Below are 16,244 nucleotides of genomic sequence, written 5' to 3' on the forward strand. Positions count from 1 at the left end.
AAAAGACTGGATCTCCCGTGGATCAAGCCACGGGATGACACAGCCTTATATCTAAACAGCCTCAGAGCCGGCTATAATCTCTATCAACTCCGTAGTAATAATAGCCTGTCTTGATCTATTCAGCTTTAAAACTAACTTGCTTATTAAATCATTAGCATTATTTGTTGCATTTTCCATAGCAGTCATTCTTGCCCCTTCCTCGCTTGCTCTATTTTGCAGCAGCGCGTAATTTATTTGGGAATTAACATATAAATTAATCAAGTTAGAAATTAAATTTTCTCCTTCATACTCATAATGATCATTTTTTACTGTAGAATCATCCTGATATTTTTCTACCGGTAAAATCTGTTGTCTAGTCATAATTTGAGTCATTGCGTTTTTAAATTTGTTAAAATATATAACACAATTACTAACTTCCAAATTGTAGGCTGCCGACATAATTTTTTGTTTTACTTGTAGCATCAGATTTTCATCATGAATTTTGGGTAACTCAAAATAACTATCAATATAATTTGCATACTGCCTTTTTAGTGCTGCGTAACCTTTTTTTCCAATAATGATAAGTTTTATTTGTTCACCTTTATTTTCTAACTCTTTAATATCATTCTTAACTTGCTTAATTATGCTGTAATTAAACGTTCCGCATAAACCACGCTGTGATGTCATAACTATCAATAAATTTGCTTTATTCGGTACGGTATTAAAAAATTTTTGTTCTTCTATAGATAGCTCATACATATCAATTGATAATATAGCAGACATCATTTTACTAACAGCCTCAATATAAAAATTTGAATTGGCTATTTGACTCTTTAGTTTTATCATCTTAGAAGCTGATACTAGTTGCATTGCTTTAGTAATCTTTTGTGTAGATTTAACGCTTTTAATTCTAGTTCTTAACTGCTTTAAATTTGACATATACTTTAGTTCTTTTAAATTCTATGTCATTCCTAGCCAAAAGCTAGACTGCTGATGTCATTCCCGCGAAAGCGGGAATCCAGTAATTAAGAAGTATAAACATACTAAATTTTTAAAATTAAAAGCTCAAATAATTTCGCTTTTTTCTAGATTCCCGCTTTCGCGGGAATGACATAGAGTGCAAGAATGACATTACGCTAATTAACCGGCTTTAACAAAATCCTTAACAAAATTTTCTAAAAATGCTTTTAGTTTCTGCTCAGTTTCTTCGGTTATACGTTGCTCGTTTTTTATTGATTCCAAAATATCTTTTTTATTTAACCTTATTTCCGTAAGCATTTTATCTTCAAATTCTTTTACTTTCTGAAGCGGTACATCATTTAAATATTTCTTAGTTCCAACATAAATACTTACTATTTGCTCTTCTACCGGAAAAGGATGATATTGTGCTTGTTTTAATATCTCAACTAATCTCTTACCATGGTCGATTTGTGCTTTAGTTGCAGGGTCTAGATCTGATCCAAATTGCGAGAAAGACTCAAGCTCTCTAAATTGAGCAAGTTCTAGCTTTACCGAACCTGCCACTTGCTTCATAGCTTTTATTTGTGCTGCAGAACCAACTCGGCTTACTGAAATACCAACATTAACAGCCGGTCTTACGCCTTTATAAAATAACTCGCTTTCTAAAAAGATTTGTCCATCGGTAATTGAAATAACATTTGTCGGGATGTATGCGGATACGTCACCTGCTTGCGTCTCGATTATAGGAAGTGCCGTAAGTGAACCGCTACCTTTTTCCTCTGACATTTTAGCGGCTCGCTCAAGCAATCTTGAATGCAAGTAAAATACGTCACCCGGGTAAGCTTCTCGCCCAGGCGGCCTTCTAAGTAATAATGAGATTTGTCTATATGCTACAGCATGCTTACTTAAATCATCATAAATAATAAGTGCATGCATGCCGTTATCACGAAAATATTCACCCATGCTACAGGCAGAATAAGGGGCAATGAATTGAAGAGCAGCAGCTTCTGATGCAGTAGCCGAAACAACAATTGTATAGTCCATTGCTCCGGCATCTTCTAGTTTTCTTACTATCTGTGCAACACTTGATCTTTTCTGCCCAATAGCTACATAAATACAATAAATTTTATCGTGTTCATTAGTAAGTGAATGAGCTTGTTTTTGATTAATAATAGTATCGACAGCTATAGCCGTTTTTCCGGTTTGTCTGTCACCTATTATTAGTTCTCTTTGTCCTCTGCCTATCGGAATTAAAGAATCAATAGCCTTTATACCGGTCTGCACAGATTCACTAACACTCGCTCTTTCTATTATCCCCGGGGCTTTCATTTCGATATGTCTGTACTCTTTACTTGCAATATCGCCTTTGCCGTCCATGGGGTTACCAAGAGCATCAACAACGCGACCAAGTAAAGCTTTTCCTACCGGTACTTCTAAAACTTCTTTAGTTCTTTTGACATTATCGCCTTGCTGTACTTGGTTATCATCCCCCATAATTACAGCACCGACGCTATCATTTTCCAAATTTAAAACAAGACCCTTAACACCGGATTTAAATTCTACTACTTCACCGGATTTTACATTAGCAAGACCGTAAATTTTAGCTATACCGTCACAGACGGTTATTACCTGCCCTACTTCCTCAAGTTCACTTAAGCAATTAATATTAGCTATTTCCTTTTGTAATATTTCAGCTACTTCACTAGGCTTTAGTTTCATGTGGTTTACGTCTCCCTAATATGCACATTGTCATCCCGCGACTTGATCGCGGGATCTAGTAAAATTTGACTACTACAGGTTGTTTTTCTGGATACCGTGGTCAAGCCACGGTATGACAACAATATTCAAGCAGCAATATTAACTTTCTTTAAAGCTTTCGTTATTTTATCTAAACTACCTTTTATTGAGTAATCTTGCAACATACTATCATATTTAATTACAATACCACCAATAATAGTGCTATCTATATCAAATAATATTTCTGTTTTTTGATTTAATTCTTTTTCTATATGAGACTTAATCCACTCTTGCTCTTTAGGTTGTAACTTATTTGCAGAAATAACCTGAACTATCTTTATATTTTTACTTTCATATAGTAACTTATTAAATACACCTACTATATCTGATAAGATAGTCATACGGGAATTTTTTATCAATAATAATAAAAAATTATGTACTATTGTGTTAATTTTGGTATTTTTTGCTAACGAATTGACTGCATTAATTTTATCATTCTTATTTACTATAGGAGAAAATAAGAACTCTCTAATATAAAAATTATCGGTAATTATACTATTTATAGAGGTGATTTCCTCAAATACCTTATCCTGAATATTATCAACCATAGCATTATTAAATAAAGCTATGGCATAATTCCCTATTAAATTATTTTTATTCATATATATACTACTTTTAAAAGAAGTTTTAAATAATGGGTATTTGAGATGAAAAGCGGTTTCCATCTCAAATACAAATTTAATTTATGTTTTTATTTTTCTTACTCTTCATTTACTGGGATTATATATGTATTGCTCTATCATAAGAAGCGAGTACCGACTCATGCATCATTTCCGATAAAGTCGGGTGCGGGAAGATAGTATTAATTAAATCCAGTTCGGTTCCTTCTAAATTTTTTGAAACCACGTATCCTTGTATTAATTCCGTAACTTCCGAGCCTATCATATGAGCTCCGAGTAACTCACCGGTTTTAGCATCAAATATGGTTTTTATTAACCCATCGCTATCACCGCTTACTAAAGCCTTGCCATTAGCCATAAAAGGAAATCTGCCTATTTTAAGCTCATAACCTAAGGCTTTTGCTGCTTCTTCGGTTAAACCGACGCTTGCTATTTGCGGTGCAGAATAAGTACAGCCGGGAATATTATGTTTATTAATAGCATGGGGTTTTAAGCCGGCTATGCTTTCCGCTGCAATAATACCTTCATGGCTTGCTTTATGTGCTAGACAAGGTGTTCCTACTACATCTCCTATAGCATAAATATCTGATTCCGCAGTTTGCATTAATCCGTTAGTAACTATATAGCCGTTTTCTACTTTAACTTTTGTTTTCTCTAGTCCTAAATTTTCCGTATTCGCCGTAATACCTACTGCCATAAGTAAGATTTCAGCTTGTAATTTTTGTGTTTTCCCGCCTAACTCTAACTCCACTTCTATCTTATCTTTTGATTTTGTTTGCTTAATTAACTTAGCATTTGTAATAATTTTTATTCCCTTTTTCTCAAAGCTCTTATGAGCGATTCCGGCAATTTCCGTATCTTCGGCAGGCAATATTCTAGTGTGAGCTTCAATTACGGTAACATCGACGCCGATACTATTATAAAACGAAGCGAATTCTATACCGATTGCCCCCGAACCTACGATAATTATAGATTTCGGCACATGCTGAGGTATCATAGCTTCCTTAGACGTCCAAATTTGTTTACCGTCAGGCTCGAATCCTTTTAATATTCTAGATCTAGCACCGGTAGCTATAATAATATTCTCTGCTTTTATAGATAATTTATTACCTTGTCCATCTATATTTATTATCTTATGTCCTGCAAGGCTTGCTACTCCGTCTATCACGGTAACTTTATTTTTTTTTAATAATAACTTAACGCCGCCTGCAAGCTTACCTGAAATTTCTCTTGAACGCTCAACTATTTTCTTAAGATTGATTTCAGCACCTTTAGCATCAATTCCATAATCTTTAGCATGTCTTATGTACTCAAAAACCTCAGCAGATTTAAGCAGAGATTTAGTCGGTATACATCCCCAATTAAGGCATACCCCGCCCAAATGTTCTTTTTCTATTAATACAACTTTTTTCTTTAATTGTGCTGCTCTAATTGCTGCAACATATCCACCGGGACCACCGCCTATAACGGCTACATCGTATTGTTCCATTTTATTTTTATTTCGTTAATTTGTTTATATTGTCATACCGTGGTTTGACCACGGTATCCAGTTTTTTTTAATTTTTTATGGACCCCGTGGTCAAGCCACGGGGTGACACAACGGATTTTACCGATCCACGCAACAACTCCCCACGGGAATGACATAAGCAACTTTCAAGCAACCATACTGCTTTTTAGCATCCACCTATTCTTCTCATGCACTTTAATCCGTCCAATAATCATATCGGCTGTACCCTCATCGCCTTCTGCTTGTGCTATTTTAAGACCTTTATATAATGTATCTCTAATAATATCTTGATCTTTTGTGAGAACTTTAAGCATTTCATTCGCTGTTGCGTTTGGATTTGCCTCATCTATAGAGGTAAGTTTTATTAAATTTGATAATGCGGGGACTTTAGCACCTAAACTTCTTATTCTTTCGGCAAGTTCATCTAAGCTTTCAGCTAAATCTTCATATTGTCCTTCAAATAATAAATGTAGACTTCTAAACTCTGCTCCTTCTACATTCCAATGATAATTCTGTGTTTTAAAATATAAAGCATAGCTATCTGCTAAAATTTGCTCTAAAGCTTTTACGACTTGCATAACACCCTCAAATTTCTATGAACTTTTTGACTTTATAACATTTCTTTAGATACTTCAAGAGATAACAAAATTTATAATTCATTTCCACGTTTCTTCATGAGAGTAAGTTTTAGCATTTTCTTTATCAAGTTTTTTAGCAATTTTTGATAAAAATAAATATTCTCTCATTTCAAGAGTATTAAGCATTAATTTTTTGGAATTTAAGAGATTTAATTTTTTGATTAATATCGTAATTGTAACAGTTTTACGTCACTCAGACAATACAAGTATAAAAATCGGTAGGAGTTTATTAGAAGTGTGCAAAGCGGCTGCAAAGGATTTATTATCCCGAAGCCGCAAAATTGAGGTTTATTTTAATTCTTTTTTTATCAATTCTTTTAGCTTTTCTTTCGCTGCTTCTTTAGAGCGTCGTCCTGCATAAGATCATAAGTTTTATTATTTCAATGAAATGTACAAAGAAAACTGTTCTGTCATTTTTTTGTAACCAACCTACAAACCATCCGATTTGCCTATCTTGTAACTTTTGAGTTCTATCTTGACTCAGTTTATTACCGCTGCCTGTTTTACCGTAAAGCTTCCAACCATCTACAAAATCTTCAATAAACAAAATATTTTTAGTCATTTCTTGGGCTTTAAGACTTACAGGTAATTTACTCTCTGCTAGTTTTTGAAGAAAAGTGAATTGTTCTTCCGGTGAAATTTCTACAGAACTAGAAAGCCATGCATTGGTTAAGCCGTTATTTTTACCTTTATCACCGGAAATATCCTGATTACCGTAATTAAATTACGTTACATAATCACGGAATTTTTCAATACCTAATTCTTTGGTAATAACCTGAGAATACCAAATACAGCTATTCTTCATCTAGTCTTTAGGTGTTTGAGGTTGCCTCCAAACTTCAAGATAGTCAGCATATCCTTCTTTAAAAGGTAATTTTGGATGAGTTTCATCAATTAAAAACCCATCATCATAACCCATTAAACTTATAGCAATTTTAAATGTTGAGCATGGAGCAGAACGTGAATTGCAATTACCTTCCTGTCTAATAAATTTATCATTTTCTTTAACTAAAAAACAATCCGCTTTAGTTATAAAAGGTATAGTAAGTGATATTAGGGCAGTTAGATGTTAAAATAATTTTTTCATATATTAAGCTCCAAGTAAATGAAAAGTGGATAGACGAAGTTTAATTTGGAAAAGAGCAAGGCACTTTGAAGCTTATAACCGCAGCGTAGGTATACTACGTGAGGATTATAAGCGAAAAGTAACGCCGCCAATTTTTCAAATTAAACAAGTATACAGTTTAATAAATTTCTTGAGACTGATCCTTTATACTCGGCACATAATCAAAAATATCACTGTTATCACGATTATCGATCATGTCTTCATTCTCAAGCATTTGAACGTTATTGATTTTAAATGCTTCTATCACACTACCGTTTGGCGTAATTTTACCGGTCGCCCTATCTACTGCTAATAATTTTATTGAATCAGGGACTTTGAAAGGCAGCACCGGTTCATCCTTATAAGCGTTACTCATAAAATCAATAAAGATCGGTAATACAACGTTTGATCCGGTTGCTCTTTGTCCAAGGGTTCTTGGGGTATCATAGCCAACATAGCTGCCGACTACTATTTTGGGCGTAAAGCCTACAAACCATGTATCTTTACTATCGTTACTAGTGCCGGTTTTTCCACCGATAATTTTCCCTAACTTCTTTGCAGCATAGCCGGTTCCTCTATCTATTGCTCCTGTTAAAAACGAAGTAATTTGATAGTCGCTAGCTTCATCCGTAACTCTATAGATATCTTCTGTGGGTATTTCTAATATTGCGGTATCTAAATTACTATCCGAAACAATGCAAGACGGACAATTTCTATTATCTCTACGATAAATAATACGTCCGTTACGATCTTTAATTAATTCTACAAAATGAGGTTCAACTTTTTTACCGCCGTTAGCAATAATTGCATAAGCATTAGTCATTCGTGCAAGCGTGGTTTCAATTGAACCAAGTACCATAGAATAGACTTTTTTTGGTTCATTATTAATACCGAAACGCTTAATTATATCAACGATTTTTGTAAGTCCAACGGCAGTTGCAACTCTTACGGTTATAAGATTACGAGATTTTTCAAGTCCGGCACGCATAGTGATTTCACCTAAAAACTTACCTTCATAATTTTTAGGACGCCAACTAGGCATACGTGGACCTTGTGAGATCTCAATAGGTCCATCGTTAAAAATCTGATTCGGCTTAACACCGTTTTCAAGAGCTGCTAAATAAACAAAGGTTTTACTCAAAGAACCCGGTTGACGAAGTGCTTGAGTTACTCTATCAAATTTACTGGTAGAAAAATCATAACCGCCGACGCTTGCAAGTACCTGTCCAGTATTTGGGTTCATAACCATAATAGCCCCATTCACCTCAGGGATTTGACGAAGAGCATACCCCTCTTTTATAGCCTCAACTACTATTACATCACCTTTTTTAAGCAAAGCCTTAACTGACTTAAGGTTACTTCTTGCCCATTTCATTTCAGAAATAGGAATTTTAGATTTGCTGCCGTCTATAAGTCCAATCTCTGCATGGTTATCGGTTACATCTAGAACTACAGCTAATTTATACTCTAAAAGGGATTGAGGCGGGGATAATTTTTTTAGCTCTTCTTGCCAGTTTTGGATAGAGATATTAGCTATAGGTTTTCTAAAACCGCGTTTTCTATCAAACTCCCTAAGACCTTTTCTTAAAGAATTTTCGGCTAATTGCTGCATCTTGGCATCTAAAGAAGTAATAATAGTAAGACCTCCGGTATAAAACTCTTCCTTACTATTTAGCATCTTAATTACTTCTTCTCGCACCTGCTCGGCATAATAATCAGCCGCAACAGTTTCTTCTTTAGCTCGTTTACGTAGAACTATCGGACTGTCTATAGCTTCTTTTGCAGCTTCTTTTGTTATATAACCATCTTCAAACATACGTGTTATTACGTAATCACGACGCCCTTTTACCCTAACATAATTTTTCTCTGGATTAAGTTCGGAAGGAGCTTTAGGCAGTGCCGCAATAAAAGCTGATTCTGCAATGGTAAGCTCTTCTACCGATTTATTAAAATAATTTTGTGCAGCTGTTGCAACCCCGTATGCACCACAACCAAAGAATGTTTGATTAAGATATAATTCTAAAATTTGATCCTTAGTAAATACTCTCGAAATCATATAAGAAAGAATCGCTTCTTTAATCTTACGTTCAAGAGAAACCTCGTTAGTTAGTAGAAAATTTTTGACCACTTGCTGAGTAATGGTAGACGCTCCTTCCATACGCCTATGATGTAGATAATTAGATATATTTAAAAATGCTGCTCTAATTATTCCAAGCAAATCGACCCCCGGGTGGTTATAGAAATTCTTATCCTCAGCGGCGATAAAACTTTCTATTAATGAACTCGGCACGCTATTAATCGGTACAAATACTCGGCGTTCAAAAGCGTACTCCTCCATTAATTTACCGTCACAGGAATAAATACGCGTTACTGACGGAGGGTAATAACGTGCAAGCTGTGAGTAATCAGGTAAATCACGTGAATAGTAATATATTATATACCCTACAACAACGCAGCCAATTAAAATAAGTACGGCAAAAATTTTTAAACAAAAAAATAGAGATTTATACATTTATAGATAATATTTTTTTACATTATAATAAAATAGACGAAGATCAACTTCAAAAAGAGTAATCGGCCCACAAGACAAGGAATGAAGCGTATATTAATATAGTTCGTACCACCGTACTTGTAAGGACTTTGTGCCAATTTTTGAAGTTCTATCTAAGTATATATTTCACCGGTTAAGCTATTACTTGCAGCTTTTGTAATTTTTACATCAATAATTTTACAAAGTAAATCTTTATTAGGATTTGTGATATATACGGACTGCATATATGGAGTTTTACCTATTATTTGATCGTCGAATTTACCGCTGCGATCAAATAGAACTTTCATGGTACTACCAATACAACTTTCATTAAAAGCTAATTGTTGGCTTGATAGTTCTTTTTGCAATATAGTTAATCTCTCTGATTTTATATGTTCGAGTATTTGGTCTGTTCGAGTTGCTCCAGGGGTGCCTGGACGAGGACTATATTTAAATGAATAGCACTGACCGTATTTTATCTTGCGTACCAAATCTAAAGTATCTTCAAAATCTTCATCTGTTTCACCGGGAAAACCGACAATAAAATCAGAAGATAACACTATATCGGGTCTTGCTTCTCTTAAGCGATTAATTATATCAAAATAATATTCTCTATCATGTTTGCGGTTCATTGCTTTTAATATTTTATTTGAACCTGATTGCGCCGGTAAATGTAGGAATGGCATTAATTTGGGTTCAGTGCCGTGCAGTTTTATTAGATCATCCGTCATATCTATCGGGTGTGACGTGGTATAACGCAATCTTTCTAAATTTGGAATTTGTGCTAAATGTCTTATTAAATCGGCTAGACTAAATATCTTATCGCCTACGCCCTTACCGTGATATGCATTTACATTTTGTCCAAGTAGCATAATTTCTTTAGTACCGCTGCTAACTACTTTTAACGCTTCTCTATAGACCTGTTCTACGTTCCTTGAAAATTCAGCACCTCTAGTATAAGGCACTACGCAGAAAGTACAAAATTTATCGCACCCCTCTTGTACCGATATAAAGGCACTTGCTCCTTGCGGATATAATTGCTCAGGTAGCTGATCAAACTTTGCTTCTTCAACAAAATCGAGATCGATTAAATGTTTTTCATGTCTAACGACTTTAGAAATCAATTCCGGTAAATTATAGTAAGATTGTGGACCGACAACAATATCCACATAAGGAGTTCTTGTAAAAATTTCCTCCCCCTCTGCCTGAGCAACACAACCGGCTACAACTATTATTGCAGAGCTTAAACCTTGTTTTTTTCGCGTATCTTGCAGTTTCTTAATACGACCAAGTTCAGAATAAGTTTTCTCGGCTGCTTTCTCTCTGATATGACAGGTATTTAGAATAATAACATCTGCTTCTTCAATATTTTCCGTGGACTCATAACCAAAGGGATAAAGCAAATCTTGCATCTTGACAGAATCATAAACATTCATCTGACATCCGTAGGTCTTAATATAAAGCTTCTTACTCATAAAATTTTTAATATTATAAAAAGTTTTATATTATAATATATTTAAATAATTTTATCAAATTTTAAATAAACTGAAAGCAGGCATGTGTCATGCCGTGGTCAAGCCACGGTATGACACCGAATGCGTTTTGCGATCCATACAACAAAGTCTTTACAATCAGCGAATTAGTTTAATATTAGCATCTTTTATTTTTAACTCTGCCCATATTTTATCGGCAGTATATATTGTATATTAAGTTTAACACCTAAAGCTATACAAGCTCTATCTCCAAGAGATAATCCTTTATACTGTGTATATGCCTGCAACTCCGCAGCATATTTTGCTTGCTCTAAATCAAACGGAACAATTATTGCTATAAAATCCGTAATTAAAGTTAATATCTCCGCAGTATCTATATTAGTGCGTTATTAAAGCAGTTAACACCTCGGTAATATTCACCGTCGACATAACCGCATATGACAGTAGAGGCTTTATTATTTTGCTACCTCTTTCATTTTGAATTAAAGCAAGTAAAGCTGAAGTATCTAGTACTATATTATTCATGTTTTGCCTCTGCTCTTCTTATTTTAATCAATTCATCCACTAGAGAAATTTTTTCTCCTGTACCATCCGTGTAATCTTTTACTTTTGCTTGCAGCTTTGCTAAAGCTTGAGTTGGAGTAGTAATATAAATTACATCTTCTTTCATATGTAGCACTATATCATCACCGATTGAGAGATGAAGGCTTTGTCTAAAAGCTGAAGGAATAATAACTCTCCCCCTAACCAAGCTTAGTACGCATAACTTCTTCAAAATTCTCTTTTTTATGAATTTTGTCCTTTATTCGTTTTTTTGCCATGTTAATAATATTTAATGATGAATATTATTTTCATCTTATTTTTTAAATGTTGTCAAATAACGATAAAAATGTCTTTTAATATCTTTTAAGCTCGCGTGCAAGAGAATTAAATTAACATCTTGACGTATTAATTTTATCCATGTAAATTTAACATGAAATATTAAATTTGCATGGATAATGATTGAGCGTTTTTTAGCAAAAGAAATTGAATTTTTTTTAAACGAGTTTTCAGCTGTAGCTATTTTAGGACCAAGACAAGTAGGTAAAACTACTTTAGCAAAAGAAATAGCAGAACGGATATTTCCTACACCTTTATATTTAGACTTAGAGAAGCCTTCAGATTTGGCAAAATTATCCGATCCTGAACTTTACTTTCAAACTCATACTAACCACTTAGTTATTATTGATGAAATTCAAAGAATGCCTCAGCTTTTTCAAGTGTTACGTAGCGTTATTGATGCAAGACGTCAGCAGGGACAAAAAGTTAAACAATTCTTACTTCTTGGTTCTGCTTCTAAAGAATTATTAAAACATTCTTCGGAATCGTTAGCAGGTCGTATAATTTATACTCAGCTTTGTGGTTTTAATGTTCAAGAAATTAGAAAAGCCGGATATATTGATGATAATTTATTATGGCTTAGAGGTAACTTTCCCGACAGCTTTCTCAGTGCTTCGGATAATAGCAGTATGAATTGGCGTCAATCTTTCATAATGACTTATTTAGAACGTGAAATACCGCAACTCGGCTATAATATATCTACAGAAGTTTTACGTAGAACCTGGACTATATTCGCTCATTGCCAAGGTGATTTATTAAATGCTAGCAAAATAGCGGCAAGCCTGGGAATATCAGTACCTACTATAATGAGATATATAGATCTATTTGAAGATTTATTTCTCATAAGATTGCTAAGACCCTGGTCGAGTAATGTAAAGAAACGATTAGTCAAAGCCCCTAAACTATACATTCGTGATAGCGGTATCCTACATGCATTATTAAATATTAAATCTTATGATGAACTACTCGGACATTATATTCTCGGAGGAAGCTTTGAAGGATTTGTAATAGAAAACATTTTATCTATAGTTAAGAATAAAATGAATAGTTGGTTTTATAGAACCGCCGGAGGGGCAGAGGTAGATTTAATACTAGAATCAAGCATAAATAATCTTACGACAATTGAAATTAAAAGGTCTCTTACTCCTTCTATATCAAAAGGTTTCTATAATGCATTACAAGATTTAAAACCAAAGAAAGCTTATATAGTATACCCGGGAAATGATAAATATTACTTAAATTCACAAGTTGAAGTAGTGCCTTTGCATCATCTTCTTGATCTATTAAAAACAGAACTGCAATAGTGTTATAATTTACTGATTTATTCGTGCTGTACAGATTCTTTCGGTTATTTCTTTCAACTTTTCTACTTTATCAATTAAATATAAAAGCTGTTCTTTACTCATTTTATAATTTCTATCATATCTTGCATCAACATATGCTTTTTGAAGCAACTCAAAACATTTTTTTGTTCTTCGGTTAACTGAGGGAATACCGTCCATAATTCATTATCGTAATTTCCTGCCATACTACCTAATTCTTCTATATCATGCGACTTCGGTTTATAATTAAAAAAAACTAATAAAATAGTACTGTAAAGACTTTCCGTAGCTTGATGTAACTCAAAAGCATATTTGTTTAAATTACCTCTTAGTAAAATATTATGAACATCAATAAGACATTCGTTAGCATGTTTAAACCACTCTTCATAATATTTTTTAGCAATTTCTTTCATCTCGCTCCAAGGTAACTCCTTAGCTTCGCTAAGTGTAAATTCACCGCTATCATATAAAAGAATACCTGCTTTTTTGATATCCGTATAAAAATAACGTCCTTTTTCTAACTGCCTATTTATTTCATCTATTGACTCAAGAATTATAGATATTAACGAATCATACGGAATAATTTGCTTAGGGTTTATTACTCCCGTCTTCTCTAATCTTTTATATATTTTATCTTTTAATCTTAAAGTAGCATGCCCTTTATATTTACTTTTTTCAGTATAATCAAAATATCAGTATCACTATGATAGCTGTTAGGTAGATCACGCACCCAATCACCTCTAGCAAAAGAGCCATACAAGATAATCATAGCGATTTTATCTTGTGCAATATCTAGAATTTGCTGCACTATAAAATTAAGTCTAGCACTAATTTTAAGAGAACATTCGGGTAAAGTGGTTTTCATTTAAATTCTAATACCTATCCTTATCATTATACACTCCCCAAATTACTTGCTTTGAAATCCAACCTGTGTAATCCTTACAAGTAATTTGGCAAAATTGTTCTTTACATTTTTTCAAGCCACAACGAACCTTAGGCATTAATTTTGCTATAACTCGGCTTTTAGGATTGACGGATTTGGTAAGCTCTATTTCTTTATCACCCATAATAACTACTGATCTTTTACCTGATAAAACACTTGAATGTATCCAGCCACCTTCGCCGTTAATGTCACGTACTTGTCGCCATTGTTCGTACTCTGCAATTATTTCTACCGGCTCGCCTTTTTTAATAAAAACCCATTCTACGGCAGATTTAGTGGTTGGTCCGCTCCTTGCATTTACTTCATTAGATTTTATTGAAACAAATCTCGGAACAGGCAATTTTTTATTATCGGCATTAATTGTTGTTGATAATATTATCGTAATTAAAATGATAAAAACTTTAATCATTATCTTCCGCTTCAGATAAAGCATCCTCTTTTTTTGCTATTATATAATTACCAAGCCTAAATTGCACTTTTATTCTATTAATTTCCTGCTCACTAATACCTATATGTTTTAAGACTGTTCCACCGATTTGTAATCCCGTCTCATAGCTTTCCGGAATAATAGTTGTGGCCCCTAAATCATAAAACTCTCTAGCATTTTTTAAATTTTTTAACTTAACGACAACAGGTATATCCTGATAATTACCGCTAATTGTTTTAAGCGATTTCTTGATAGTTACTTGATTATTCATAGTAAGTATTATAGCGAATGCTCTTTCCGTACCTAACGCCTTTAGAGTATCGGCTTGCGATACATCACCTTTAAAAACCGGCAAACCGTTTGATAGCTCTTCTTTGACTCTATCATCATCTAAATCAAGTATTACGTAACTTACACCTTCTGCTTCCAAAACTCTTGCTACCATTTTACCGGTATTACCGAGTCCGGCAATAATAATATGGTTTGTTAAATCTCTTGCACCAAGCTCAATCATTTGAGTCGGAGTTTTACTGAATCCTTTATCAACTTTCTCAGCAATCTTTTTCCCTAAAGCTGCAAGTAACGGTGTAAGTGCCATAGTAAAAGTAACTACGAGTAATAATATATCGGCAGTACTTTCTTCTAATATTCCACTATCTTTGCCTAAACTGAATAATATAAAACCAAACTCCCCGCCTTGCGATAATAACAAGCCCGAATAAAAAGCAACTCCTTTATTAAAACCGAATAAAATACAAAAAGCCGTTATAATTAAGGTTTTTATACCTATTAAAGCAATAGATAAAGTAAGGATATGAGATATTTTTTCATACATTTCTAGAGCATCGATATTCATACCGACGGTCATGAAAAACAGTCCTAAAAATAAACTTTTGAAAGGATAAATACTTTCTTCCGCCTGCAATCTAAATTCAGTTTCTGCAACTAATACTCCGGCAACAAACGCTCCAAGAGCTAAAGATAAACCAAATGTTTCGGTAGCCCAAGCAGCAGAAAGTACTATTAACAAAGTCAGCGAAATAGGTAACTCGCTTGCATTATTACTTTCTGATGAAATGAATGAAAATACAGGGCGAAGTAAAACACGACCGACAATAAATATTGTAAGTAAGGCCATTACGGCTTTTAAGAGTGCAATACCCAGGGCAGCTGCAAGCGAGGCTTTATTGTTACCGGCAAGTAACGGAACTATCACAAGCAATGGCACTACGGCTAAATCTTGCAGTAAAAGAATTGCTAAAGAAATTCTTCCTATTTGTGTCGATTGGCTACGATTTTCCTCAATAACCTGCATAACAAGTGCCGTAGATGAGAGAGCAAGACCGCCACCGGTAATAATAGCCGCACTACTATTACCGTCTATAAGTACCATTGCACCGGCAATTACTATAGCAGTCGTTAAAACTTGCAAACTACCGAGACCAAAGACATATCGTCTCATAGCTTTTAATCGCTCAAAAGATAACTCAAGACCTATCGCAAATAATAGGAATACCACACCAAGCTCGCCTAGTAACTTAGTTTGATCGTATGTTACGATTTTTAAACCGTGATCACCTATTGCAGCTCCGGCAATTAGGTAACCAAGTACCGGACTTAGCCTAAAACGCTTAAGTATAGCCACGATAAAAACCGCAGTACCGAGTAAAATTATAACGTTAATAAGAATATGATCGTTCATCTTTTCCAAATTTCTTCTAGCTTAAAATACTCCCGTGCTTCAGGATAAAAAATATTAATTAAAATAGTACCTGCATCTATCAGCACCCATTCTGATTTACCAAGCCCCTCAATATTACTATTTATACCGGCATTATTTTTTAATTCTAAAGCTACATATTCAGCAATTGCTCCAACATTTTTAGTCGAACGACCGCTAGCAAATATAATATAATCGGCTAATTTATGTTTTCCTGTTAAATCAATTACCTCAATATCTTCTGCTTTTTTCTCACGCAAACATTCTAAGATAAATAATTTTAATTCTTCGGCTTCTTTTTTCATAATAATTAATAAATGACAT

13 protein-coding genes and 2 pseudogenes are annotated in these 16,244 nt (G+C 34.0%); 1 reads left to right on the forward strand and 14 read right to left on the reverse strand.

The annotated features are described in order from the left end of the window. Window positions 1–51: 51 nt before the first annotated feature. From atpG to ACIAS7_RS01610, 10 genes and pseudogenes are all read right to left on the reverse strand, one after another. Window positions 52–918, reverse strand: a complete 867-nt coding sequence (gene atpG, locus ACIAS7_RS01565) for an ATP synthase F1 subunit gamma (protein WP_473199050.1) — start codon at window positions 916–918, stop codon at window positions 52–54. A 201-nt stretch (window positions 919–1,119) separates the two neighbouring features. Beyond that, window positions 1,120–2,658 carry a F0F1 ATP synthase subunit alpha gene (gene atpA / locus ACIAS7_RS01570; protein ID WP_473199051.1) on the reverse strand — a complete coding sequence of 513 codons (1,539 nt, stop codon included), beginning with the start codon at window positions 2,656–2,658 and terminating at the stop codon, window positions 1,120–1,122. Window positions 2,659–2,783: 125 nt separating this feature from the next. Continuing rightward, complete coding sequence (atpH, locus tag ACIAS7_RS01575; RefSeq protein WP_473199052.1) at window positions 2,784–3,338, reverse strand: ATP synthase F1 subunit delta; 555 nt, start codon at window positions 3,336–3,338, stop codon at window positions 2,784–2,786. Between the two features lie 118 nt (window positions 3,339–3,456). Continuing rightward, window positions 3,457–4,845, reverse strand: a complete 1,389-nt coding sequence (lpdA, locus tag ACIAS7_RS01580) for a dihydrolipoyl dehydrogenase (RefSeq protein WP_473199053.1) — start codon at window positions 4,843–4,845, stop codon at window positions 3,457–3,459. Window positions 4,846–5,009: 164 nt separating this feature from the next. Continuing rightward, the gene (locus tag ACIAS7_RS01585; RefSeq protein WP_473199054.1) at window positions 5,010–5,441 is read right to left on the reverse strand and encodes a Dps family protein; all 432 of its coding nucleotides are present in this window, start codon (window positions 5,439–5,441) and stop codon (window positions 5,010–5,012) included. 348 nt (window positions 5,442–5,789) lie between these two features. After that, a pseudogene (blaOXA, locus tag ACIAS7_RS01590) lies at window positions 5,790–6,555 on the reverse strand (class D beta-lactamase). A gap of 190 nt (window positions 6,556–6,745) precedes the next feature. After that, window positions 6,746–9,118 (reverse strand): penicillin-binding protein 1A, encoded by a 2,373-nt coding sequence (locus ACIAS7_RS01595; protein WP_473199055.1) that lies wholly within the window; start codon window positions 9,116–9,118, stop codon window positions 6,746–6,748. A gap of 152 nt (window positions 9,119–9,270) precedes the next feature. After that, on the reverse strand, window positions 9,271–10,611 hold the full coding sequence (miaB, locus tag ACIAS7_RS01600; protein ID WP_473199056.1) for a tRNA (N6-isopentenyl adenosine(37)-C2)-methylthiotransferase MiaB: 1,341 nt from the start codon (window positions 10,609–10,611) through the stop codon (window positions 9,271–9,273). 396 nt (window positions 10,612–11,007) lie between these two features. Further along, entirely contained in the window at window positions 11,008–11,154 is a 147-nt protein-coding gene (locus tag ACIAS7_RS01605) for a hypothetical protein (protein ID WP_473199057.1), read from the reverse strand. After that, on the reverse strand, window positions 11,147–11,404 hold the full coding sequence (locus tag ACIAS7_RS01610; protein WP_473199058.1) for an AbrB/MazE/SpoVT family DNA-binding domain-containing protein: 258 nt from the start codon (window positions 11,402–11,404) through the stop codon (window positions 11,147–11,149). Before ACIAS7_RS01610 ends, ACIAS7_RS01605 begins: the two co-directional genes overlap by 8 nt. 223 nt (window positions 11,405–11,627) lie before the next feature. On the opposite strand from ACIAS7_RS01610, the gene ACIAS7_RS01615 reads away from it, so the two are divergent. Further along, window positions 11,628–12,812, forward strand: a complete 1,185-nt coding sequence (locus ACIAS7_RS01615; protein WP_473199059.1) for an ATP-binding protein — start codon at window positions 11,628–11,630, stop codon at window positions 12,810–12,812. A gap of 9 nt (window positions 12,813–12,821) precedes the next feature. On the opposite strand, the pseudogene ACIAS7_RS01620 reads toward ACIAS7_RS01615, so the two are convergent. The 4 genes and pseudogenes from ACIAS7_RS01620 to rsfS all read right to left on the reverse strand — a co-directional run bounded on the left by ACIAS7_RS01620 (window position 12,822) and on the right by rsfS (window position 16,225). Beyond that, window positions 12,822–13,695: pseudogene (locus ACIAS7_RS01620) on the reverse strand (HEPN domain-containing protein). A 7-nt stretch (window positions 13,696–13,702) separates the two neighbouring features. Further along, window positions 13,703–14,182, reverse strand: coding sequence for an SH3 domain-containing protein (locus ACIAS7_RS01625; RefSeq protein ID WP_473199060.1), 480 nt, complete (start codon window positions 14,180–14,182; stop codon window positions 13,703–13,705). Further along, entirely contained in the window at window positions 14,175–15,902 is a 1,728-nt protein-coding gene (locus ACIAS7_RS01630; protein WP_473199061.1) for a cation:proton antiporter domain-containing protein, read from the reverse strand. The genes ACIAS7_RS01625 and ACIAS7_RS01630 overlap by 8 nt, the downstream gene beginning before the upstream one ends. After that, window positions 15,899–16,225: a ribosome silencing factor gene (gene rsfS, locus ACIAS7_RS01635; RefSeq protein ID WP_473199384.1), complete on the reverse strand. Its 327-nt coding sequence runs from the start codon at window positions 16,223–16,225 to the stop codon at window positions 15,899–15,901. The genes ACIAS7_RS01630 and rsfS overlap by 4 nt, the downstream gene beginning before the upstream one ends. Window positions 16,226–16,244: the final 19 nt, after the last annotated feature.

This window comes from Rickettsia sp. 109562A South Dakota, assembly GCF_055791265.1.